This window comes from Arsukibacterium indicum (assembly GCF_019100565.1).
GTDB classification, from domain to species: domain Bacteria; phylum Pseudomonadota; class Gammaproteobacteria; order Enterobacterales; family Alteromonadaceae; genus Alishewanella; species Alishewanella indicum.
In genome coordinates this window covers 63,345-86,038 of sequence record NZ_JAHRID010000007.1, presented here as the reverse complement: position 1 = coordinate 86,038, position 22,694 = coordinate 63,345, and the positions used below count along the sequence as shown (strand labels likewise).

At 47.0% G+C, this 22,694-nt stretch carries 17 protein-coding genes; 5 read left to right on the top strand and 12 right to left on the bottom strand.

All coding sequences use genetic code 11. The features are described from left to right. Positions 1-45: 45 nt before the first annotated feature. The 7 genes from glmS to KQY15_RS14440 form a co-directional block, all read right to left on the bottom strand. Complete coding sequence (glmS, locus tag KQY15_RS14470) at positions 46-1,875, bottom strand: glutamine--fructose-6-phosphate transaminase (isomerizing) (RefSeq protein ID WP_217670392.1); 1,830 nt, start codon at positions 1,873-1,875, stop codon at positions 46-48. A gap of 50 nt (positions 1,876-1,925) precedes the next feature. Continuing rightward, on the bottom strand, positions 1,926-2,693 hold the full coding sequence (locus KQY15_RS14465) for a DeoR/GlpR family DNA-binding transcription regulator (protein WP_217670390.1): 768 nt from the start codon (positions 2,691-2,693) through the stop codon (positions 1,926-1,928). An 82-nt stretch (positions 2,694-2,775) separates the two neighbouring features. Beyond that, positions 2,776-3,696 carry a DUF4434 domain-containing protein gene (locus KQY15_RS14460; protein WP_217670388.1) on the bottom strand — a complete coding sequence of 307 codons (921 nt, stop codon included), beginning with the start codon at positions 3,694-3,696 and terminating at the stop codon, positions 2,776-2,778. Next, positions 3,621-6,557 (bottom strand): NfrA family protein, encoded by a 2,937-nt coding sequence (locus tag KQY15_RS14455; protein WP_217670386.1) that lies wholly within the window; start codon positions 6,555-6,557, stop codon positions 3,621-3,623. The genes KQY15_RS14460 and KQY15_RS14455 overlap by 76 nt, the downstream gene beginning before the upstream one ends. Further along, positions 6,554-8,770: a glycosyl transferase family protein gene (locus KQY15_RS14450; RefSeq protein ID WP_217670383.1), complete on the bottom strand. Its 2,217-nt coding sequence runs from the start codon at positions 8,768-8,770 to the stop codon at positions 6,554-6,556. The genes KQY15_RS14455 and KQY15_RS14450 overlap by 4 nt, the downstream gene beginning before the upstream one ends. An 81-nt stretch (positions 8,771-8,851) precedes the next feature. Further along, the gene (locus KQY15_RS14445; RefSeq protein WP_217670381.1) at positions 8,852-9,715 is read right to left on the bottom strand and encodes a PEP-CTERM sorting domain-containing protein; all 864 of its coding nucleotides are present in this window, start codon (positions 9,713-9,715) and stop codon (positions 8,852-8,854) included. A gap of 155 nt (positions 9,716-9,870) precedes the next feature. Beyond that, positions 9,871-10,428: a YceB family lipoprotein gene (locus KQY15_RS14440; RefSeq protein ID WP_217670379.1), complete on the bottom strand. Its 558-nt coding sequence runs from the start codon at positions 10,426-10,428 to the stop codon at positions 9,871-9,873. A gap of 193 nt (positions 10,429-10,621) precedes the next feature. Between KQY15_RS14440 and KQY15_RS14435 the strand changes: the two genes are divergently transcribed. The 4 genes from KQY15_RS14435 to KQY15_RS14420 all read left to right on the top strand — a co-directional run bounded on the left by KQY15_RS14435 (position 10,622) and on the right by KQY15_RS14420 (position 14,490). Then, positions 10,622-11,500 (top strand): ABC transporter ATP-binding protein, encoded by an 879-nt coding sequence (locus KQY15_RS14435; protein WP_217670377.1) that lies wholly within the window; start codon positions 10,622-10,624, stop codon positions 11,498-11,500. Positions 11,501-11,513: 13 nt separating this feature from the next. Then, positions 11,514-12,800, top strand: coding sequence for a hypothetical protein (locus KQY15_RS14430; protein WP_217670375.1), 1,287 nt, complete (start codon positions 11,514-11,516; stop codon positions 12,798-12,800). After that, a complete protein-coding gene (locus KQY15_RS14425) occupies positions 12,793-13,188 on the top strand; it encodes a GntR family transcriptional regulator (RefSeq protein WP_217670373.1) in 396 nt (131 codons plus the stop codon). The genes KQY15_RS14430 and KQY15_RS14425 overlap by 8 nt, the downstream gene beginning before the upstream one ends. Before the next feature lie 162 nt (positions 13,189-13,350). Then, entirely contained in the window at positions 13,351-14,490 is a 1,140-nt protein-coding gene (locus KQY15_RS14420; RefSeq protein ID WP_217670371.1) for a dicarboxylate/amino acid:cation symporter, read from the top strand. 226 nt (positions 14,491-14,716) lie between these two features. Here KQY15_RS14420 and glmU read toward each other — a convergent pair whose 3' ends face one another. The 4 genes from glmU to KQY15_RS14400 all read right to left on the bottom strand — a co-directional run bounded on the left by glmU (position 14,717) and on the right by KQY15_RS14400 (position 19,634). Then, positions 14,717-16,081, bottom strand: coding sequence for a bifunctional UDP-N-acetylglucosamine diphosphorylase/glucosamine-1-phosphate N-acetyltransferase GlmU (gene glmU, locus KQY15_RS14415; protein WP_217670369.1), 1,365 nt, complete (start codon positions 16,079-16,081; stop codon positions 14,717-14,719). Between the two features lie 159 nt (positions 16,082-16,240). Beyond that, entirely contained in the window at positions 16,241-18,181 is a 1,941-nt protein-coding gene (locus KQY15_RS14410) for an alpha/beta hydrolase family protein (RefSeq protein ID WP_217670367.1), read from the bottom strand. A 225-nt stretch (positions 18,182-18,406) separates the two neighbouring features. Next, on the bottom strand, positions 18,407-19,291 hold the full coding sequence (locus KQY15_RS14405) for a TraB/GumN family protein (RefSeq protein WP_217670365.1): 885 nt from the start codon (positions 19,289-19,291) through the stop codon (positions 18,407-18,409). 73 nt (positions 19,292-19,364) lie between these two features. Continuing rightward, complete coding sequence (locus tag KQY15_RS14400) at positions 19,365-19,634, bottom strand: hypothetical protein (protein ID WP_217670363.1); 270 nt, start codon at positions 19,632-19,634, stop codon at positions 19,365-19,367. Positions 19,635-19,989: 355 nt separating this feature from the next. Here KQY15_RS14400 and KQY15_RS14395 point away from each other — a divergent pair, with 355 nt between their 5' ends. Continuing rightward, complete coding sequence (locus KQY15_RS14395; protein WP_254795738.1) at positions 19,990-22,098, top strand: winged helix-turn-helix domain-containing protein; 2,109 nt, start codon at positions 19,990-19,992, stop codon at positions 22,096-22,098. 17 nt (positions 22,099-22,115) lie between these two features. Here the strand turns inward: KQY15_RS14395 and KQY15_RS14390 are convergent, their stop codons facing one another. Next, positions 22,116-22,484, bottom strand: coding sequence for a hypothetical protein (locus KQY15_RS14390; protein ID WP_217670359.1), 369 nt, complete (start codon positions 22,482-22,484; stop codon positions 22,116-22,118). Positions 22,485-22,694 lie beyond the last annotated feature (210 nt).

Here is a 22,694-nt window from a genome sequence, read left to right as displayed (position 1 = left end):
GAACTATTTTGCCATCCCACACCCTTCGCTAAATTTTGGTGCAGGTTATTCGACAGTCACCGACTTGGCCAGGTTTCGCGGCTGGTCAACGTCGGTGCCTTTGATAATGGCAACATAGTAGCTTAGTAACTGCAGTGGCAGGGTGTAGACGATAGGCGCCAGGATGTCGGCAACGTGCGGTAAGTTAATCACCCGCATGGTCTCATCAGACTGGAATTTGGCATCGGCGTCGGCGAATACATACAGGATACCGCCGCGAGCCCGCACTTCTTCAACGTTTGATTTCAGTTTCTCCAGCAGGTCATTATTCGGTGCCACTACAATAATTGGCATCTGGGCATCAATCAGCGCCAGCGGACCGTGCTTTAACTCACCGGCGGCGTAAGCTTCAGCATGAATATAGGAAATTTCTTTAAGCTTTAACGCCCCTTCCATGGCGATAGGGTACTGATCACCACGGCCTAAAAACAACGCATGGTGCTTATCGGCGAACTCTTCGGCCAGCGCTTCAATTTGTGGCGCCAGTGCCAGAGTTTGCTCCAGTTTACCGGGTAAGCTTTTCAGCGCTTCGGTCAGCTCCTGCTGCTGCGCCGCAGTTAAACCATTATATTTACCAATCGCCAGTGTCAGCATAGCTAAACCCACTAACTGCGTAGTAAAGGCTTTGGTAGAGGCTACGCCAATTTCGGCGCCAGCGCGGGTCATAAAGGCTAAGTCGGATTCACGCACTAAAGACGAGCCCGCCACGTTACAGATAGTTAAACTGCCAACGTAGCCGGCTTCTTTAGCCAGACGCAGTGCCGCCAGGGTATCAGCCGTTTCACCGGACTGCGAAATGCTGACCAGCAAACTGTTGGGCTGGACGAATGATTTGCGGTAACGAAATTCAGAGGCAATTTCGACGTTACAGGAGATGCCACCTAATGATTCTAACCAGTAACGCGCCACCATACCCGAGTGGTAGCTGGTACCACAGGCAACAATTTGCACGTGTTTAACTTGTTTAAACAGCTCAGCCGCGCCATTGCCAAAGGTTTCATCCAGCACCGAGTCGTTGCTTAAGCGGCCTTCCAGCGTGTTGTTAATGGCAGTGGGCTGCTCGTAGATTTCTTTTAACATAAAGTGGCGGTACTGGCCTTTGTCGCCGGCGTCGTAACTAACGTTAGACTCGTGTACTTCGCGCTCAACGGCCTGGCCGTCTTTATCAAAAATGCTGACGCTATGGCGGGTAATTTCAGCCACATCGCCTTCTTCCAGAAAAATAAAACGGCGGGTAACCGGCAATAATGCAAGCTGATCAGAAGCAATAAAATTCTCGCCAATGCCCAGGCCAATCACCAGCGGGCTGCCGGAGCGCGCTACCACAACCCGGCTGGCATCGGTTTTATCCAACAGCACAGTGCCGTAGGCACCATGCAGCTGCTTTACCGACTTTTGTACAGCCGCCAGCAGTGAACCGGCGCTTTTCAGCTCTTCTTCCACTAAGTGGGCGATAACTTCAGTGTCGGTGTCTGAGGTAAAGACATAGCCTTTGGCTTTCAGGGCATCACGTAACGGGCTATGGTTTTCAATAATACCGTTATGCACCACGGTAATGTTACTGGAGACATGTGGGTGCGCGTTGCGTTCGCTCGGCTCGCCATGGGTTGCCCAGCGGGTATGGGCAATACCGGTGCCGCCGGTAGCTGGTGTCAGGGCAACGGCATCGGCCAACTCTTTTACTTTGCCTAAGCGGCGCAAGCGGGTTAGCTCACCACTGGCACTTACCACTGCAACACCAGCCGAGTCATAACCGCGGTACTCCAGACGGCGCAGGCCTTCAACCAGAATATCGACCACATCACGTTGCGCTACTGCGCCCACTATTCCACACATATTTTCTCTCCACTAATCCGTTAAAATTCAGCTTACTTCAAGTGGGTGAATCAGGCATTAACCCGAATCACCTTCACCCCTTGTTCGGTTATTCTGGCCGCCGCTTCGTCACTTAAACCATCGTCGCTAACCAGTACTTTTACCATACTCCAGGGCAGCTCCAGATTATGTATTTTCCGCCCCAGCTTGTCTGACTCCAGCATAACAATTACTTCACGGGCACATTCGGCCATCACCCGGCTTAAACTATAAAGCTCGTTATAGGTGGTAGTGCCGCGGGCCAGATCAATACCATCAGCGCCAATAAACAGCTGGTCAAAATCATAGGCGCGTAATACCTGCTCAGCCAGCTGGCCCTGAAAGGCCTCTGATTGCGGATCCCAGGTACCACCTGTCATCAGCAAAGTAGGTTCGTTTTCCAGCTCGCGCAAAGCATTGGCAATACCCAGTGAGTTAGTCATTACCACCAGGCCCTGTTTGCCGGCCAGCTCTGGCAGCAGGGCGGCGGTGGTGCGGCCGCTATCAATAATAATCCGGTAATGATCTTTAATCAGACCGGCAGCAGCTTTGGCAATTGCCAGCTTTCGCTTTGAAACTTTTTCGAAACTGGAATCGGCAATAAAATCCTGCGGTACCGGCACAGCGCCACCGTACCGGCGCAACAGCAAGCCTGCTTGTTCCAGTACCGTTAAGTCTTTGCGAATGGTTACTTCTGAGGTCTGAAACCGCTCGGCCAGCTGCTCAACCGACAACTCGCCTTGTTGCTGTAACTGGCTGACTATCAGATGGCGACGCTGCTGGGTATTGCGTTTATTCATTGGCTTTGCACACTTAAGTTTCAAAAAAATTTCGATTCGAAAGTTATTGTAACGTTATTCAGTGCTTTTTCAAGTGAAGATTTTAATGAGTAGGCAGGTTAAGTATATTTTCTGCTATCGGCAGATACCTTAATGAAAAGACCATTTTTGCATGACAAGATTTTATTGCCGTTTGCGACACTTGTATTTCAGCAGAGGAAGCCCGCCTGGGCGAGAAAGATATGGCCGAACCCGTTGTGTGTCGAAAGTGCTCTGCAATAACAGCATGCTCACAGGGTAGTTGCGTTAATAGTGCCTGACGTCGATCTTGCGACTTAAAGCCAGCTCCCGCATCATCCTGAAACCAGATAATTAAACCTGTTTCGGCAATTCGCTGTAGCGCTTGTATATAATCGTGATTAGTTAATTGCCCATTACTAAATGCACTTATTGCTACCGGTTCGGCCACACTTTTTAAAAATAAGCCTAATTCCTTTGCCAGCCAGGTTTGATCCGCTGAGACAGAAAAATCAGAATCATTCAATTCAAGAGGCAGGTACCACCCCGCCAGTTTTTCAACTGGAAAAGGCAGCTTTGCTTTCAGGCGGCTAAGCTGTAATTGATTTTGAGCTAGTTGCAACCGGAAATAATCTTGGCGATCAGCAACAGGTTGCTGCATTTTCTCAAAATAGTCACTCTCCGTCCGCAAACCAAGCCAAACTGTAAAATCAAATTGTACTGCAGCCTGTAATACCTTATGCAAATGTGCATTTTGCGACATAAAATCGACGCTATCGTAATGTGTCCACTGCACGACAAGAGATTGATAGCCCTGAGCGGCCGCCAATTCAAATAATTGTTGCCACTGCTTCAGGGTTACTGACGCATCCTGAACCAATGGTTGATAGAAAATTGTTTTACCGACCGCTTTGCTGGGGGACTGACAAGCTACCAGGCAACATATAACTGCAATAATAAAGCATGCTGTCGCTGATTTAGATCGCCCGCTAACTGATATTGCCATTCAACATTTACCTCAAAACGCTGGCGATCCAACAATACTGGCGCCTGACCTGACCAGAACCGCCATTGCCAGCCCATTCCTGCAGCCAATTGATTACCACTTGCTGCTGAAGCCTGCTCTGAGGCCTGACGCCGGTAATCAAACTGGCTAAGACCATACCATTTAATTGCCTGTGCAGTTTGGGTATTGAGCTTCCAAACCTTGCCATGATCGTAACGCAACTGAACAAGTCTGCTGTCTGTCCCAGGCCACCATACCGCATCAAAATAAACTTTACGTTCCCACCATTGATGATGAATCGGTCGCCACTCCGCTTGCCATGGTGCGTTATTCAATGTATCAGCAGTCACCCTAAACAGCTCCTGCCAGTTACCTTCACCGACAGGATATTGCTGCAAACCGGCCGTTAACCATAAGTTCAACGATGACACCGGCTTGTAGCTTATACCAAGTTGCTGTCCGAAATTCTGCCATGGCGATCCATTCCCATTACTAGCAATTAAAGCGTAAACTGACAGATCGCGTTGCATTGGATCAATAAAGTATTCTGCTTTAAGCGCCGTGCCGTGCCTAGAAAGCACAGAGGTATCAGATACCAGTCGCTCAGCCATTACGGCACCACTGCTTAACGTTGCACTTGTTGTAACCAGCCAGTGCGAACGTAATTGTTGTTGTAAGCGGACTAAATTGAACTGCGTCTCAAGTTCAACATCTGTCAATGAACTTTGGTTTTTATAAAGATACAGGGCACTTTCAACAGACTCTGCCGTTTCTGTTAATCTGGAAAGTCGTTGATTCAGAAATGCAAGCTGTGCCTGGTCAGTAGCACTGAACTTATAACCCGAGCCCTTTACCTTAGCCATAACCTTTAATGCTTGTTCAGGCTCTGTTTTAGCTAGAGCATAAGCATACCCAAGTTGATAAGCCATATTGTCTGGTTGCAAAGCAGTGGCTTGCATCCAGCTTTTTTGGGACGCCGTCAATAGTCCTTGCTGGCTGTACAAGGCGGCCTGAATTGCACTTTTTCGGGCAAGCTCTGCTGGCTGTTCTGGTTGCGCCAGATTTAAGTAGTGTCCAACTATATCAGTTGTTCCGCTTTGTAACGCCAGCTCAGCCATTGTCAGTATTTCTGCAGTAAATAGCTGACTTTCAGGCACTTGCTGCAAGGTTATCAGTGCTTGCGCCGGTTGCTGTAATTCCTGATACAGATATGCAATTTCTTTTAAATAAGTTAAGTCAGGTTGCAGTTGATATGCTTGTTGCCAGTACTGAATTGCCGCACCCGGCTGGTTATTTCTGGCGCAAAGTGCCAGCGTCTTCCAACCTTCAGCGCTAACTGGTGCCGGAGCCAGTATCTCTTCAGCTTTTGTACAATGACCGGCTATGCGCCATAATTCGGCCCGTGCTGCCTTCAATATTGGCCAGTCCTGCAATTTATGCAGCACCTCTGCGACTTTTTCTTCGGACTGGCCACGAAGCAAATTCAGCAATCGTTCTGGCAAAATTCCTTCTTGTATCACAGCATTGGAGAACGGTAATCCCTGCTCCAATATCTCCAGTGCGGAATGATATTGTTGCTGCAAGACCAGCCGATAACTAAGTTGGTCTAACAGGTCATCGTCAGGCATGGCCTGATATAACTGCATTAAGTATTTCAGCTGTTTTGAGGTATCTGTAAGACTCTGAATACCATCAATTAATAGCGGGTAATCTTGCCTTCTCAGTGGCTGTTCAAACTTGCGCCGCAGCAGTACTGCATAGTCTTTTGCTGCAATCCTTTTTTGCAGCACCATGTGTTTTTGCTTATCAGCCAACGCCTGGTTGTTCAGCGTAACAGCTTCAAGCTTATCGGCGTCTAACCAACGATCAGCATAATTTAACCACTGTAACGATTGCTGATACGAACATGTGAGAAATGTCTCTCTGGCTTCTTTTTCTCCACCGGTTTGCAGATACATTGTTACTTTATCCAGACAACTTGCCTGCAACTGGGGAATAAGTTGTCTGGCGAAAGCGGTGTTCTCGCTGTTAATTGCACTCTGAAATCGTTGTAACTGCTCAGCGGGAGTCAGGCTGGCATGTCTGGACAACCAGCTAAAACTCTGTTCAGCTCCAGCCCAATCTGCTTCTGACAGTTGTATCTGCAACCATTGCCGGTAAAACAACTCAGCCCAGTCGGCATTAGCGTTCATATTCGCGAACTGTGCAGCCTGGTGGTGCTCGCCCTGACTTACCAGTGCCAAGCTGTAACGTAACCAGTCTGTTCCGGTTAAGTTTGTTACTGATACGGCTGATGTGTCGCTGATAACCTGCAAAGGCAATGATAACTGACTTGCAAGTTCTGCCCGTTGCAATAACAGCATGTCTGACAAATCAGTTTGTGCCAGGAGCAATTCAAAAGCTTGCTGCAGCTGGCCTGCATCGAACAGATGCTGAGTAATAATTTGCAGTATTGGCTGCTGTTCCGATTTCGGCAGCACCGCTAGCAACCTGGTATAGTCGTTTATTGCCAATGTCTGTTGCAGTTCAAGCTCTGTCTGCAACAACCGAAGCAATCTGTTGCCAGTTTCAGATGTCGGCATAAGCTGATAAGTATCAAATGCGCCTGCAGTGTCAGGTATCGCCAACTGAATATCAAACAACATTGATAGCAGAGGCGGATGTCCGGGAACAACTTTTAACGCCTTTTCAAGTTCATCAGCGGCAGCAGCAAAATGCTTCTGTTGCTGTAAAACAAAAGCCTTATCAACATAAGGATATGTGCGAAACTGCTGCAGCTCAGTAAGGCCATTTCGCCAATCCTGGGCGCTAAATGCGGCACAGCTGATCAGCAGTAAAAATACTATTGATAGCCATTTCATGGTGTTTCAAGTCCACAAGAGATATTTTTAAATTCAGTAAAAAGCTGTTGCAGAGATTTCTGATGAGCATGCTGCAGTTTCAGGGTTTGCTCCAGCACCTGTTCAGATATAAGTTGCTCCTGAACCAGATAAGTCCCCAGCTTGATATTACTGTCGTAATCAAAACCCAGCATAACCTGATGGATTACCGCAGGCTCAAGCAACGACGCTTGCAACAGCGCCTCGCCTAGCAGCAGTTGGCATGAAAAATACTGCTCGCGCAACGTTTTAGCTTCAGACTGAGTAATAGTACCATTTTCACACCATTGGCTGAGCTGATGCTCTGGATTACATGTCAAATCAAACTTATACCAGTAACGTAGCCCCAGGGTTACAGCTCCAGCCTGACAGATAACGTAGCGGATCTTTTGCTGCAACATCCGCTCTATCGCCCCCTGAGCTACAGGAGACAATGCACTTTCTTTTGCGAGCAATATAAAACCATTTTCAATACCAAGCGGTAATACAGCGTACTTAAAAGCAAGTCTTTCAGGAAATTGAACGATTGGTTTAGACTCCAGCTTAAACGGATCAATAATCCGGCATTCAACCGATGCCTGCGATGCAAGCGCTTCAGCCAGTTGTATCGGCGAAATAAGCTGCAACCTCAGCATAGCCTGACCTAATCGCTCGCCACGCATCCGGTGTTCTAACGCATAATCCAATTGTATTTCGCTGATGATTCCCTGCTGCAACAAAATAGCGCCTAGCGAAGACCCCAGGCTACGTTCACTTACTGTCGGGAATTGATGCTGAGTTTTATCCCAGGCAACCCTTCGGGGGTCACCCTGCGCTACTACTTGCCGGATCGCACGGATATTTGCAAAAAAATTGATGAAGTTGCCCCAAATTTGGCGGGGAACAGACAGCAGCGCCTGGCCGATGCCATAGTAACGTCGCACAAAAATCATTCTTTGCACCATCCGGTTCAAAAAAAGCACCAAGTTCAAGCCAAGCAAGGTTACAACCAATTGGCTGTCCGAAAATATGCTAAGAAAATTGTATGAGTTTTCTGAGGTGAGCTGATATAACCAAAGCAGGAAAAGCTGAATGAAAACCAGATTAGCGATAAAGCTAACAAAATAACTGATGACTCCTTTACGGTCACGCCACAGGAAATAATTCAGTTTCCAATCACTGCTCCACTTATGCGTTTTGAATCCCTGAAAAACAATACCAATAATCCAGCGACTTTTCTGTCTGACGGCAGTGCTAAACGTTTCTGGGAAATATTCTCGGACACAAACAACGTTGCCATCTGTTTTACTGCGACTCCGATTGCGCTCAGCAAAAGCCGCCAGTTTGTTATCGGTTACAGAAAAACGAACAAAAATTTCTTCCATACCCCATTTTTTGAGCCGAAACCCAATATCATAGTCTTCGGTTAATGATTGCACATCAAATGGCAAACCATCGCCTTCTTCAGACAACTTAAGTATTGCCCGCCGACTAAAACAGGTACCAACACCGGCACTGGGAACCTGACCAACTATAGCTTCCCTGACAACGACATCTTTACCGTGCATCTCAGAAAACTCATCAAGATAGTGACCCGATGTAAAATTAAATATGCCGGTTGCAAAGGGGTACACCGGTAATTGGATCAAATCTTTGCGGGGTAACAGGTAATTAAACAGTCGAAGTTCCATTGATGAAATAACATCTTCTGCATCGTGCAGCACAAAGCCGGCAAACTTGATGTTAGACCGACGCTCAAACTCAAGAATTGAAGTTATCACGTTATTTAAACAGTCAGCTTTGCTGGTAGGTCCTGGGCGGGCACAAATTACTTTATGAATATTTGGAAAACGCCGACAAACTGCATCAATATCATGTTGCGTTTCAGGATCATTGGGATAGGTTCCGACAAAAATCTGATAGTTTTCATAGTCAAGCTCTGAGGCTGCTAACTCAGCCATTTTGCCAACTATACCAACCTCCTGCCAGGCAGGAATCATAATAGCTAGAGGCTGTTCCTTTCTGAAGAACAATTGTTGCTCATTGAAGACTGAGCGATTTCGGTAAACTGTCAGACCACGCCATAGACGCCGAAGCCAGTAATATGCATCAATGAATAAATCATCAAGTGCAAAAAACAACAATAAAGCCAGTAGAACCAAGGTGATATTCTTAAGTGCAAACAGATAAATTGCGGCAATATCAATCAGGTTCATACAACAGTACGCTAGCTACATAAAAACAAAACTGACAGACTGGAGCAGACTGTCAGTTCGCGAGTAAATATAATTTAAAAATCAGTCTTTGCGACGACGCATAAAAGTAGCAAGACCTAAAGCCATCAGGAAAAACGTTGAGCTTACAGGAACAGCAACTGCCGAGGCAGAAAAAGAACGGTCCCGTACCAGCAACGGTGCAACGTTCAGGTTGCCCATTTCCAATATGTTTTCGGCCGACCAAAGTGGTGAGTTACTATCCGTAAAATAGCCGCTTGTGCATAATTCTGAATACGTAGCGCAATTCACTTCAGGGATCTGCCAGGCAAAATCGGCCATCCAGACATATTGCATTGCGTTGTCAAACAAGGTACCAAATTGCCAGTATGTGTAACCTTCAAAATCGTAACCATTTTGATCGGTATGAGCAGGGCCGGTTCCGTTTAACAAAAAGAACAGCGCCGTTCCCGATTTCTGTGCTTCAGACCAGCCATCAGCAAGCGGATCAGTGTCAAACCAATTATGGATTGTTGAAAACTCCAACGCTGTAGCCCAACGCCAGCCTTCGGTGTTATTACCAACAAACGAGTTTATATCTGCCAAACTTGCCTGATCCGTAAGGCCAAGGCTGTCGCTCCATGATAAACGGGCAATATCTAGCTTCATATCTAATAACGACCAGTACATGTTGTTTTGCTGATCATTCAGATAACCATCACCGTCAATTGGCGACGCATGCACATGTTGCAACCCCAAAAAACCGGATAAAAATAATCCAGTCAGAATTCCCTTCCAATACATAAACAACTCCGCAACAATAATTAAACTAATAACTAAAAACCATAGACTTGGCGATATTGTAACCAAAGTTTGATTAGAAAAAAATCGGCTGCTCAAAATATATTTGAATAGACCAAGATAAACACGAACGATAACTGTTTGCATTTAGACTGGTCATAGTTTATAGTCTTTAGCGTCACGGACTGACACAGACTGGCCCCCGGAAGGGCCGTCTCTGGTCGTTGTTTTACTTGTCTTGCACTTTGGGGTAGCTGACGCTGCCCCTTTTTTTATATATTCAGATTTTTTGCCTTAGCTTGTTAACGGCCAGGGCTGAACGCCAGCCTGCCGTCCTGTACTGCCATATTTACCGGTACTGCGGTGAGCAATTTAACGGTAGGGTTGCTCTGGTCCAGCCGGTACACCGGATTAGACGCCAGATAGCCATTAACCAGCTGCAGCAATTCATTGCTGACCGGTGCTAAGTTGCCGCGATAACCCGCTGCTTCAATACTGGAATCAAGCAGCTTTACTGAGCGGACGAAAATCGCTTTCTCGGCCGCATCGTAATATGGCGCGCCCTCGATCTGTAACTGTAAACTCGCCGGATAACTTAAGCCAAACAACGACAGCACCGCTGACGCATCGGTATTAATCCGCACCAGATCACTGTTGTCCGGGCCAATATCAACCTGCATTTTTTCCACCGCCATTTTCAGCGGAATACCAGCAACATTCGCCTGGCGGGTCAGTTTCGGTAACTGTGATGACAGCATTTGCTCTAAGTCTTCCTCGCTAACGCTATAACTCGATAGCGAGCCCAACTGGGCACAACCTGCCAGCAGCAGAACCAATATTAAACCAATTAAACGATGCATAAGTTATCCCTGTTTAACAAAATATCCGGCTAACACAGTACCGGTTGAAGCTTAGTATAACCTGAATAACAGCACGTTAAGCGCTCCGCGGCAAAATGCGATGTGATGCTAATGTTATTTTTGTTGCAGACTGGCTTGTGTCGCAGAGCAAGCTGTATTAGTGTATTAATACAGTTTATTTGGAGACAGGGATATGCCCGATATTATTGAAATAACTAACTTGAACCGCGGTTACAAAGATAAAACGGTACTGCAAAATATAACTGCCAACGCAAAACAGGGAGATGTTATCGCGTTATTGGGGAAAAATGGTACAGGCAAAACTACTTTACTGGAAACCTTACTTGGCTTTGCTGTGCCAGAAGAGGGCGAAGTAAAACTGTTTGGTACTCCAAGTACTGAAATTGATGCCAGAGAAAAACAGCAAATTGGCTTTGTACCGCAACAGGACGAGCTACTGGAACAATTATCTCCATCTGAGCATTTGGAATTATTCGGGCGCTTTCAACCTAACTGGGATCAAACGCTATGCGACCGGCTTTGTCTGGATTGGGAGATACCAATGGCCCGACGGATCAGCAAGCTTTCTGTTGGCCAACGTCAGAAACTGGCGATTATCCTGGCGCTGTGCCATAAACCGCAACTACTGATCCTGGATGAGCCTGTTGCCAGTCTGGATCCCATTGCCCGGCGTCAGTTTTTAACAGAGCTGGTGAATATCGCGGCTGATCAGCAAAGCGCTATTATATTTTCGTCTCATATCGTCACTGATATGGAGCGGGTTGCAAGTAAGGTTTGGCTATTAAAAGATCAACAACTGACCTGGCAGGGTGAATTGGACGACCTGAAAGAGTCGGTGGTACGGCTGCACATCAGTTCCTCGCAGCTACTGCCTAATCCGTTATCGCTACCTGATCTATTACGCCAGCAAGTGCAGGGCAAAGTAGCAACAGTAACAGTGCAAAACTGGCAGGATGCCAAGCTGGCTTTGCTCGAGCAACAGTTGCAGGCGCAAATCCAGGTCGAGCGATTGAATCTGGAAGATATTTTTCTGGAAATGCATCAATGCTAAGGATCGGTCTTTAATGACAAGGTTGAAATTCCCGGTGCTAATTACCCAACTTTACCGGATGCTGACGCTACTTGAAATGAGCGTTGGCTGGTGGTTTTTTATCGCCTTTTTCTGGCTCCTCGGCTTTGCCAGCAATGCCAGTTTATACGTGGCAAATATTGTGCTGTTTCTTTATTACTATGCGCGCTTATTGCCGGCAATAGCCACTCTTATGACAGGCAGCTACGGCCGGATGTTGCTAAGTAAGTCACAATCAGCTGTTATCCCTTTTTTACTGATAAGTGTTATTACCTTGCTGACCTCGCCGGGCGTGGTGCAATATACTGCATTGTCATACTCACAGGCATTACCAACGTTATTCTGCAGCCATTTGTTACTGCATACTATTGTATTTGCTGATAAAGGCCGCAGCTCCGCTTCCGGGCTGGTTGTCTTCCCGGTGTGGCTGGTTCTGTTTAATCCGCAATGGTTTTTGCAAACGACTTGGTTAATACCGATAATTCAGCCATTCCCAATGATCCTGTTTTACACGCTTAGCTTGTTCGCGGCAGTTTATTTGCCAACACTTTCCGGGCTGCGGCGCGGCGCTGAACGACAGCAATATGCTCATTCCTGGCATTTCCGCTGGCGCGCCATCCCTAAATTTCATTCGACGTTGGCGGCCAGCTATCTGTTTCAGTTCAATGCCAATCTTTTCGCTCGCCTGTTAGTTTTTTCAGCTGTTTGCGCCGCCGTGCCATTGCTGCAAAGTGCGGTACATTACTGGTATAACGACAGTTGGCAGTGGTTTCCTGAACTTGAAGGCTGGCAAGTGCTGAACCAATTTCTGTTTCTGGTGCCTCTGATTTACTGGCTATACACTATTGATTCTGCAACTGGCAGAACTAAAGCCGCCTGGCTGTATCTGCCTGTATCCAGACATAAACTGTTCTATTTTTATGAGCGCCATTTTTTAGGCCAGTTAGTTATTTTCACTCTGCCAGTGCTGGTGTTGCTGTACTGTTGGCAACCGCATAATCCTGTTTTTTTGCTAAGCAGCGCACTCCTGCTCGCTAAGCTTTTGTTTGTCACCTACCTGATGCTGTGCTTCCCGAACAATACCAAAAGTGGTTTTATCCTGACCTTTTTATTTTACAGTTCATCTGCATATCAGCTTTTTACAGCCTCACAACAGGTGCAGCTTTATAGTTTACTGAGTCTGCTGCTTGCTGCCATGGTGCTGCGTCAATTTGCCGTAAAACACTGGATAATGCGTGATTACAGCCAAAAGGCGACAAACTCAAGGAAACGCCATGTTTAGTATTAACCCCAATAGTGGCGAACCGATTTACCGGCAACTTACCGGCCAAATTAAACGAATGGTGGCCGGCGGTCAGCTAAAGGCCGGTGATGAGTTGCCGTCGGTAAGAGAGTTAGCATCACAGTATGCGGTAAACCCGATGACGATCTCTAAGGCTTACAGTTTGCTGGAAACCGAGGGTGTGCTGGAGCGCCAGCGCGGCAAACCAATGACCATTGCCAGCCAACTGGCACCCGGCCAAAGTGAAGCTGCCAGGCTTCAGCAGCTGTCATCCCAGTTAGAACAGTTAACTTTGGCTGCCAAGCAGTTGCAGCTGCCGAAACAGTCGGTATTATTAGCGCTTTCCGACGTATTTGACAGGATGTCTGATGTATCTACTAAACCCTGATCATGAAATGCTTCACGTGAAACATCGGCAACTGCAAATAGCCAGACAGTCCAATTCACACTGGCTATACCAGCAGGCACAGCCTAACCGGTAAAAGTTATGGTATGCTCAGCCCGCTAAATCAAGATCTGTATAACAGCTAATAATAAACGAGAACCCACTATGCAACTGATCCTGAAACTGATTGCCGGTATTGTACTGGGCATGCTGCTTGGCTTATATGCGCCGCATTGGCTTACCCAAATTCTGATTACCTTTAAAGCCCTGTTTGGTCAGCTATTATTTTTTACCATTCCACTGCTGATTTTATTTTTTATTACCAGCGGTATTGCCGCCTTGCCACAACGTTCCGGCAGACTGCTAAGCCGTACTTTGGGTATTGCTTATTTATCGACTATTCTGGCCGGTACCCTGGCGTTTCTGGTGGCTGCAGTGGTGGTACCGATGCTGGCCCCTGCCGGAGAAGCTACCGGCACCGGCGTGGTCGCCAATTTAACACCCTATATTGAAATGAATATTCCGCCGGTATTCGGCATTATGACCGCCCTGGCACTGGCCTTTATTTTTGGTTTGGGAATTGCGGCGACTCAGGCGCAGCAGCTGAAACAGCTGTCCGATCAGGGTCGTGATATTATCCAGTTGCTACTGTTGAAAGTAATCATTCCATTGTTGCCATTCTATATTGCCGGGGTATTTGCCCAGTTAGCCGCAGCCGGTACCGTGTTTCAAACACTGCAAACCTTTGGTGTTGTGCTTATTCTGGCGATTCTGCTGCACTGGCTGTGGATTATTGTGCTGTACAGCATTGCCGGTGTTAAAGCCGGTAAATCGCCACTGCTGCTGATTAAAAATATGCTGCCAGCCTATTTTACCGCGCTGGGCACCATGTCGAGCGCAGCCACCATTCCGGTGTCACTGCAGGCTACCAAGGCCAATGGCGTAAAAGCCAATATTGCTGATTTTACCGTACCCTTATGCGCCACTACCCATCTATCGGGCTCAACAATCACTATCGTCAGCTGTGCCGTAGCAGTAATGGTAATGCAAAATGGCCTGGAAATTCCGTCACTGCTTACCATGCTGCCGTTTATTTTAACCTTAGGCGTAGTTATGCTGGCCGCGCCTGGGGTACCTGGTGGTGCGGTAATGTCAGCAGTTGGCCTGCTGGGCTCAATGCTTGGCTTTGGTGAAGCTGCGGTAGCGATGATGATAGCGCTGTATATGGCGCAAGACAGCTTTGGTACCGCCTGTAATGTCACCGGCGATGGTGCTATTGCCGTACTGGTGGATAAAGCGGACTAAGCGGTATTTGAACGCGTAGGTTGGAATCCCGATTTGGGCGTCACAGAGTGTCTGAGCCCGGCCGCAGGCTTAGGGCGAGTTGCTGTGACGAACCAAAGCGGGAGTTGCAACCGAAGCTACCCGCAGCAATCCGCAGCATGATAGCCTAATCATCCATGCAGCTATGCAAATAAAACAGCCCGCAAAAGCGGGCTGTTTTATTAGTGCTTTGTCAGTTCTGAAATAATTACTTTTTAATCTTAACCGGCCGCTGCCAGCCGTCGATATGCCGCTGCTTAGCACGCGCCACCACCAATTCGCCGTCAGCAGCATCGCGGGTGAGCACTGAACCGGCACCAACTGTGGCATTCACACCGACACTAACCGGCGCCACTAACGAGCTGTTCGAGCCAATAAAGGCGCCGTCTTTTATCGTAGTCACAAACTTATTGGCGCCATCGTAATTACAGGTAATGGTGCCGGCACCCACATTCACTTTACTGCCGATAACAGCATCACCTAAATAGGTTAAGTGATTGGCTTTAGAGCCTTTACCCAGGGTGGTTTTTTTCATTTCAACAAAGTTACCGACATGGCTGTCATCCAGCATCACGCTGTCTGGCCGTAACCGGGCATAGGGGCCAACCGAGCAGTCTGCGCCAACCGTGGCTTTTTCAATCATTGAGTTCGGCTTTATCTCGGTGTTATCACCGATAGTGCAATCTTTTAAAATACAGTTCGCACCAATTGTCACCCCTTTGCCCAGCACCACTTTGCCTTCGAAAATAACATTGATGTCGATCATGACATCGTTACCCACCTCCACCGAACCACGAATATCTATGCGGGCCGGGTCGCGCAGGTTTGCGCCTGCCAACATCAGCTCTTGTGCTTTACGCTGCTGATAAGCCCGTTCCAAGGCCGCTAATTGCAACCGGTTATTCGCACCTTCCACTTCCATCGGATCTTGTGGCTGGGCTGTGGCAATCTCGATACCTTCAGCGTGTGCCATAGCGATAACGTCAGTTAAGTAATATTCGCCCTGAGCATTACTATTGGACAGCTTACCCAGCCAGTTTTTCAGCTGCTTACCAGGCAGCGCCATAATGCCGCTGTTGACTTCGTTAATCAGCAGCTGCTGCGGATTGGCATCCTTCTGCTCGACAATACCAACAACCATACCGTTTTCCCGGACAATACGGCCATAGCCTGTCGGGTTAGCTAAATTTACTGTTAAAATCGCCAGGCCATTAGCAGGCTTTGCGGCTAACAGTTGCTGTAACGTTTCTAGCCGGGTAAGGGGTACATCACCATACAGCACCAGCACCGTATCGTCATCAGCGATATTCGGATTGGCTTGCGCTACGGCGTGGCCGGTACCCAACTGCTCAGCCTGTAATACCCAGTGTAACGGCTGGTCGCCCATTGCTGCCTGTAAGGCGTCAGCGCCATAGCCATACACCAGTTGCGGCTTTTCTGTACCCAGGGCGCGAGCGGTATCAATAACATGTTGCACCATTGGTCGTTCGGCAACTTTGTGCAACACCTTAGGTAAGTCTGATTTCATCCGTGTGCCTTTACCGGCCGCCAGAATGACTACGTTTAATGCCATAAAATAAATCCCTGTCATCGTGGATCGTCAATAATACGGTTATGCTAATAGGTGCTTATTCTAATAGATATAGCCGCAGATTACAGGCGTGGGGTGAAGTTTTGCTGAATGAAAAACGCCACCCGCAGGTGGCGCTTTTATTTCAGCGTTTAACTGATGTTAGTTTTTTTCAGTTTCACCGATATATTTGTCAAAGAAGGCGAGCATTTTCTGCCAACGTTCAACGTTGTTTTCCGGCTTATAGAAACCATGGCCTTCTTTCTCTTTTACCAGCCATTCATAAGGGTGATTACGTTTTTCCAGCTCTTCCCGTAAACGGTTTGCATGGATGATAGGTACCCGACGATCCTCTTCACCATGAATAATAAATACCGGCGCTTTCAACTTATCCAGATGTTTAATTGGTGATTGGGCATCTAACTGCGCCTGATCACGGCCAATTGCCATTTCCAGATAGTTAATACCACTTTGCCGCTCTGGAATATCACCATCGGTATACATCAGATTTAAGTCAAACACTCCGACAAAACCTACCGTACACTTATATAGGTCAGGCTCGCGCACGGCACTCATCAATGCCGCATAACCACCATAAGAACCGCCATAAGCACATACCCTGTTTTGATCTACGATACCTTGATCTACCAGATGCATAACGCCGTCGGTCATGTCATTAATCATCGTGGTGCCCCAGTTCTGGTAACCTGCCTGCAGAAAACTACGGCCAAACCCGCCAGAACCGCGGAAATTTGGTTGCAGCACCGCATAACCATGCTGAGCCAGCACTTTGGCATCTGTATCAATTTCCAAAACATCTCGCGGGCCATGCGGGCCACCATGTGGCAGCATGATCAACGGCAGGTTTTTAGCTTCTTTGTCCCGCGGTAAGGTTAAAATGGCATGAATATCTAAACCGTCACGGCTTTTATAAATAATAGCTTTGGTTTGGGCTAATAACTCTGGTTTCATCCAGGGACGGCCATTCAATAAAAAGCTTAGCTGGCTGTTTTTGGTATCAAACAGATAGAATTCTGGCGGATGGTTGGCTGAGCGTGCGGTCAGTACTAAAATACTGTTGTCACGGGTTGCTGAATTGATTGCGATTTTCTTACCCGGAAAGGCCGCTTTCAGGCTTTGCAAATAACCACTGAACGTTTTGTCTTTAACGTCAGCAAAGAATACGTCCTCGTGCGTGTCATATTCATAAGAGGCGCCAATCACTTCTTTTAAATAGCCATCTTCAATACTAAATAGAGGTGAAACGTCTACTTTGGGATGATGAGCCAGCACTTCTTCCTTGCCAGTTTCCGGGTCCATTATACTGATTGCTTTGGTGTCTGTTTGGGTATCACTCAAACCAACAATACGCTTGTTATCAGGTAGAAACGCTATCGGATTAAAACTGCCATCGCGCTGGCCGTAACGACGCAACGTTACCCAGTCTGCTTTTTCATCCTTGCGGTACATCAACACCATTTCATTGTCATTGTTCTGATCTTCGCCAACTGACATCCGGGCAACGCCGTTGTTGTCGGTAATCATGCCGGAAGAGCGCATTGGTGCCCGGGCTATTTGCCTGGTCCGCCCGTTTTCAATGTTTAAGCGCTTTACCAGACTAAAAGAGCCACGGCGGCTGGGTGAGCTGGTTACAATCAATACGTATTTATCATCGTCAGGTAGGTAGTTGATCACCTGTGCAGCGTCTTTCTCATTATCCGCCCGATAGCCCGTTAACATTCTGGCATTGGAACCATCAGCATCCACTGCAAATATCTCACCGGTAGGCACAGGTTGTTCCAGCGCACCTATATCCCGCACCAGAGTTATCAGCAGCCTTTCATTGTTAGCCCAGTTAATAGAACCAATTGAGTCACGGCCGGTAAAATGACGAACGCTGATAATTTTATTAGATTTAATATCAATAACATTCAGGTAAATATTACCTTCATCGCTACGGCTGGTCGCCGCCAGATATTTGCCAGAAGGGGAAATTTCAATTTCCAGAAACTGTGACTGCCTGGCGTAGTCCTCCAGGTTTAGCTCTGCAGCCTGTACACCGCCAAAAAATAAAAGCAGCCAACTTAACAGTATTACTCTCATAGGTTACTACCTCTTACGCCGGCTTCTGCTAGGAACCACCAGCTCTTCCATTATTATTATATGATCGTTACTAACCAGCCAGTGGATGCTGCAGCATCAACATATGCAACAGCATCCAACATCCGAACCAGAAAAAGGTCCAGGCAATTACCCGGGCTGGCTCAGACTTGTTAAACAGCTTAAACATTAACGTTTTCCCCGCTGATTAACAACGTAAAATCTTTGCTATTTAACCTGTTCAACAAGATAGCCGGCTTGTTGCAGCAATGCCAACACACTGTCATCACCGGCTAAATGACCGCCGCCGACCAGCACCAGCTCTTTGCTGTCGTTGCCAAACATCTGTTCAATTTGTGGCAACCAGGCGTTATTCCGTTCTACAAATAGCGCCTGATATAGCACCGGGTCCAACTGCCGGGCAGGTTCAACCGCCAGCTTGTTCAGTTTATTCATATCACCAGCACGCCAGGCGGCAATCATCTCAGCAAAATAACTTTCAAAGTCAGCAAACTGTTCCAGGTTTATTTTCATAAAAGCATCTTCATAGCCTTCACCCATATTTGCCAGTAAATTTAATTGGCTTTCAACAGTCTCCAGGTACGCCATAGCTTTTCCATCTGCCTGGGCGCGTTTATCGAAATAACTGTCGACCCCTTCGCCAGCCATTTTTGCTTTCATCATCTCAATCGCCAGCATCTGTAGTGCGATAAACCCGGGTTTGTAGCCATCCAGCTGCTGTAACTGGACGCCATAAGGAGCAAAATAATCGCTAACCTGCTGATATACTTCAGGTGACAATACTTTAGCCAGACTCCGGCCATCGCTATATGCCATTGCCTGCAATAGCGCAGTTTGTGCTGCAACATCTGTCGGATCCGGCATTTTTACTTCCAACACAAGGGTATCAGTTGCCTGGTAGGCCGCATCGAATTCAGCAGGTAACGGAAACGCTGACTCAGGTAAAAAATGTACAGTACCCCCAACATATAAGTAGTCATCGCCTTTGCTGACTTTCCACATTGAGGTTTCTGCCAGCACTGAAGCTGAACTACACGCCGTCGCCAGTAATGCCGCGCTTAAACTTACTTTAAAGAATTTTTTTAATTTCATTGTTGTTATCCTGTTTTATTTCAATGTTTTTGGGCAACCAATATTGAAAGGTGCCGCCTGGATTTCACATTGTTTAAGGTAGTAACGCTTTTACTGAATCAGCAATATTGTTAACTGCGCTGTTTACCTGCTGTTTAATGCTATTGGTAAGTTGGTGCTGTAAGTCCTGTACCAGGCTTGCCTTAACCTCAGTAATTTCTTTTGCCACCTCGTATTGCAACTGAGTCACAGTAACCGGTTGTACGGTAACTGGCTGTTGAGTTTCTTCTGCCATTAATGCTGAACTGGCAAACAGTGCGCTGACGATGATTACGCGGGTAAATTTAGTTGTTAAGTTTTTCATTTTGCTGTTCCTTTATTATCAATAAGTGTCGTGTTTGTCGGTTGACAACAACGGACTCACTGCCTGTCCATGTTGTTGTTGAGGTCACTGTAGGGCAGCAATACCGAAAAGTCTCTTATCTGGAGCTAAGCAATATATTGCTAAGAAGATAATGTTTATGTTGTTGTTTTTAATGTTAATTAATAAACCTTATTAAAACCTTATGACGAAAAAACCCTAAAAATAACGGCAATTAATTTGCTTGAATCACTATTAGTATCTGTTAAAGTTACAGCTCATTTAAAAAGAGAATATTAATTAACAAATGGACAAGATGCAGCTGGGGCCCTGGGTTTTTACGCCAAGCGAATATAGTATGAGCGATGGAGCTTTGCATAAGGAGTTGGAACCGCTGCTAAGCAAGCTACTACTCTACTTTGCAGCCAACCCTGGTAAAATCATATCGCGTCAACAACTGGTGGATAGCATCTGGCAACAAAGCTATGTTGACGACAACGCCATAAACCGGGCCATTTCCGAGCTACGTAAAGCATTGCAACACCCAGCACTTACCCAGGCCCCCATCAAAACGCATCATCGCAAGGGTTACAGCTTACAGTTGCAGCCTCTTGGCAGCTTTGCCGCAAATAAAGCTATAGCAACAAGCAAAGCAGCAAATCCGCAACTACCGTTTCAGCCCCGGCAAAAACGTCGTTTTGTGCAGCTAGGTGCGCTGGCCCTGTTGCTGCTTGGTTTAGTTGGCACCGGCTTTTATTTTGCTGGCGAGGAAACAGAGTTGCCTCTTGCCACACAGCAGACGGATGGTAAACCACAATTAATTGAGCTGGATGTGATAAGCCAGCAAAAAGTTACCTGGTTTAAAGGTATTGAATCGCGGCCTTTGCTATCACCCGACAAACAATTGTTAGCTTATAGCCATTCTCAGCCTGACGGCCGGATCCGGGTAATAGTGCGCGAATTGGGGGTAAGTTCAGGCAAGTTATTGCAGGAAGTATCACTGGCAGATGACAAAAAACTATATAGTTTACAAAGCTGGCAACCGCAAAGTCGCAATTTGCTAGTTCAGGTTGTCAGCAAAGATGGTCAGCAGTGTGAATATCTGAATTATGACTTTAGCCAGTATCCGCAGTATCAGGTAAAACCTTTAACCCGTTGCGAAGGACTGGTGTTCGGTAACGCCCAGCAAAGTGCTGACGGCCAAACACTCTATTACAGCAAGGGCAGCGGCGGCATGTATACCAGCAATGGGTTAATGGCTGAAAACTTAACCAGCGGTAACATCCAGACTTTGCAGGCGGCACCATCGGCCGGGCTGGGCACAACTGTGTTGACAATGTCGGCTGACGGCAGCCAACTGGCCTATGTTCTGATGCCTGAATCGAATAAGCCGGATATTTATATCTATGAACCGGCCAGTCGGGAACACCGTCGTATTGCCAGTCTGCCTGTACCTTTACTACTTATTGGCCTGGAGTGGAGCCTGGATCAACAAAGCCTGCTATTACCCGGGGCTGATGCAATAATTCAGGTTAATATTGTTGATAAAAGCTTACATGTACTCAAACTGCCGCAAGGGGTTATCGTCGGCGAGCTCTCGTTGTTAGCCGATAATCAAGCTTACATTTCCGGGTTAACAGCCGGCAGCGCCACGCAGGGAGCTATGCAGCTGATTAAAATTACCCGGCCCTTTGCGGAGGATGTCCGGCAAATTAGTTTCTTACACAACGCTGCTGGCAGTGCGCTGGCGCTGGCGGTATCGCCATTATCACCAGACAACTATGCATTTTCCGCTAACTGGACTGGTGGTTGGCAGTTGTGGCTAAGCCGCAGTGGCAAAAATGTGCAATTAACAGAGCTACCTAACATCGAGCAGCCAATTAATAGTATCAGCTGGTCAGGAGATGGTCGTTATATTGCTTTTACCAAGCAAGGTAACCTGTATCTGTATGATACTCAGCGTCATCAATTAATTACTAAACTGGAACACAATGACGTTGGCCAACCATTGTGGCTGCCAGATAACAGCGGCCTGATTCTTACCCGGGTGCAGGCAAACAACCAGAATCTGTGGCAATTTGACTTAGTCAGTAATCAGCTAACTCAGCTCACTTTCTCCGCTGGTAACTTTGCTCAATACGATGCTAATGGCCAGTTACTGTTCCATAAAGAGGGTAAGTTGTACCAGTATGTTGATGGTGCCAGACAAGACATAGTGCTGCAGGAAAATAACGACGCCAATTACATGCCCGTATGGCTCCACCAGGGCCAACAGCAATACCGTTACAGCATGCTCGGACAAATTGAGCAACGTAATCAAACCAGTGACGAAATCCAATATACCCAGTTACCCTATCAGTTAATGGCAGTACATCCGGATCCACATAACCCAGAGGTGCTTTATGCAACCGTATTTGTTACACCAGAGCTGGCACTGGAATTTATTGAGTGGCAGGTAAAAGAGTAAAAAAACAGCGGCTTTATTTAGCGCCGCTGTTTGATCACCACCCGTTTTTGCTTCATTAAAAAAAGCTTATTCTCCGGATCAACCAAGTCAAAATCAACCCTGATTGCTGAGGGGTGTAAAGCAGGATAACTAATAGAGACCAGCTGTACGGGTATTTGTTCTACATCCTTAGCCTGTAACCAAGCCGCAGCTAACTTAAGATTTGCAGCATGCCGTCTGTTAAGCCACAGCGTCTGGTGCTGACCAGGCCCATAGGTGATAACAGTTCCTTGCCAGCACACCGGATTTATTTCGGCATAAGGCGTCTGATACCAGCGCCAGCTCAACGTTAATGCCAGTGCTCCAGCAAGAATCAGGCAGTGAAAAATAACTGTTTTTTTTGTCATAGGCGCCCCCATGTATTGCCGCTACTGATAATCCCTACCCTCAAACATTGTTAATAACCAGCGACTGCCTGATCGCCGCCATTAAGCTGTAATTTACAGTTATCCAAATCAATAGCCATAAACAACAACCAAGCAAAACCGGTACTTTTTCCATAAACACTTTCATATTTGACCTCACAGATTACAGCAGGATGTTGCAACAACCAGGTT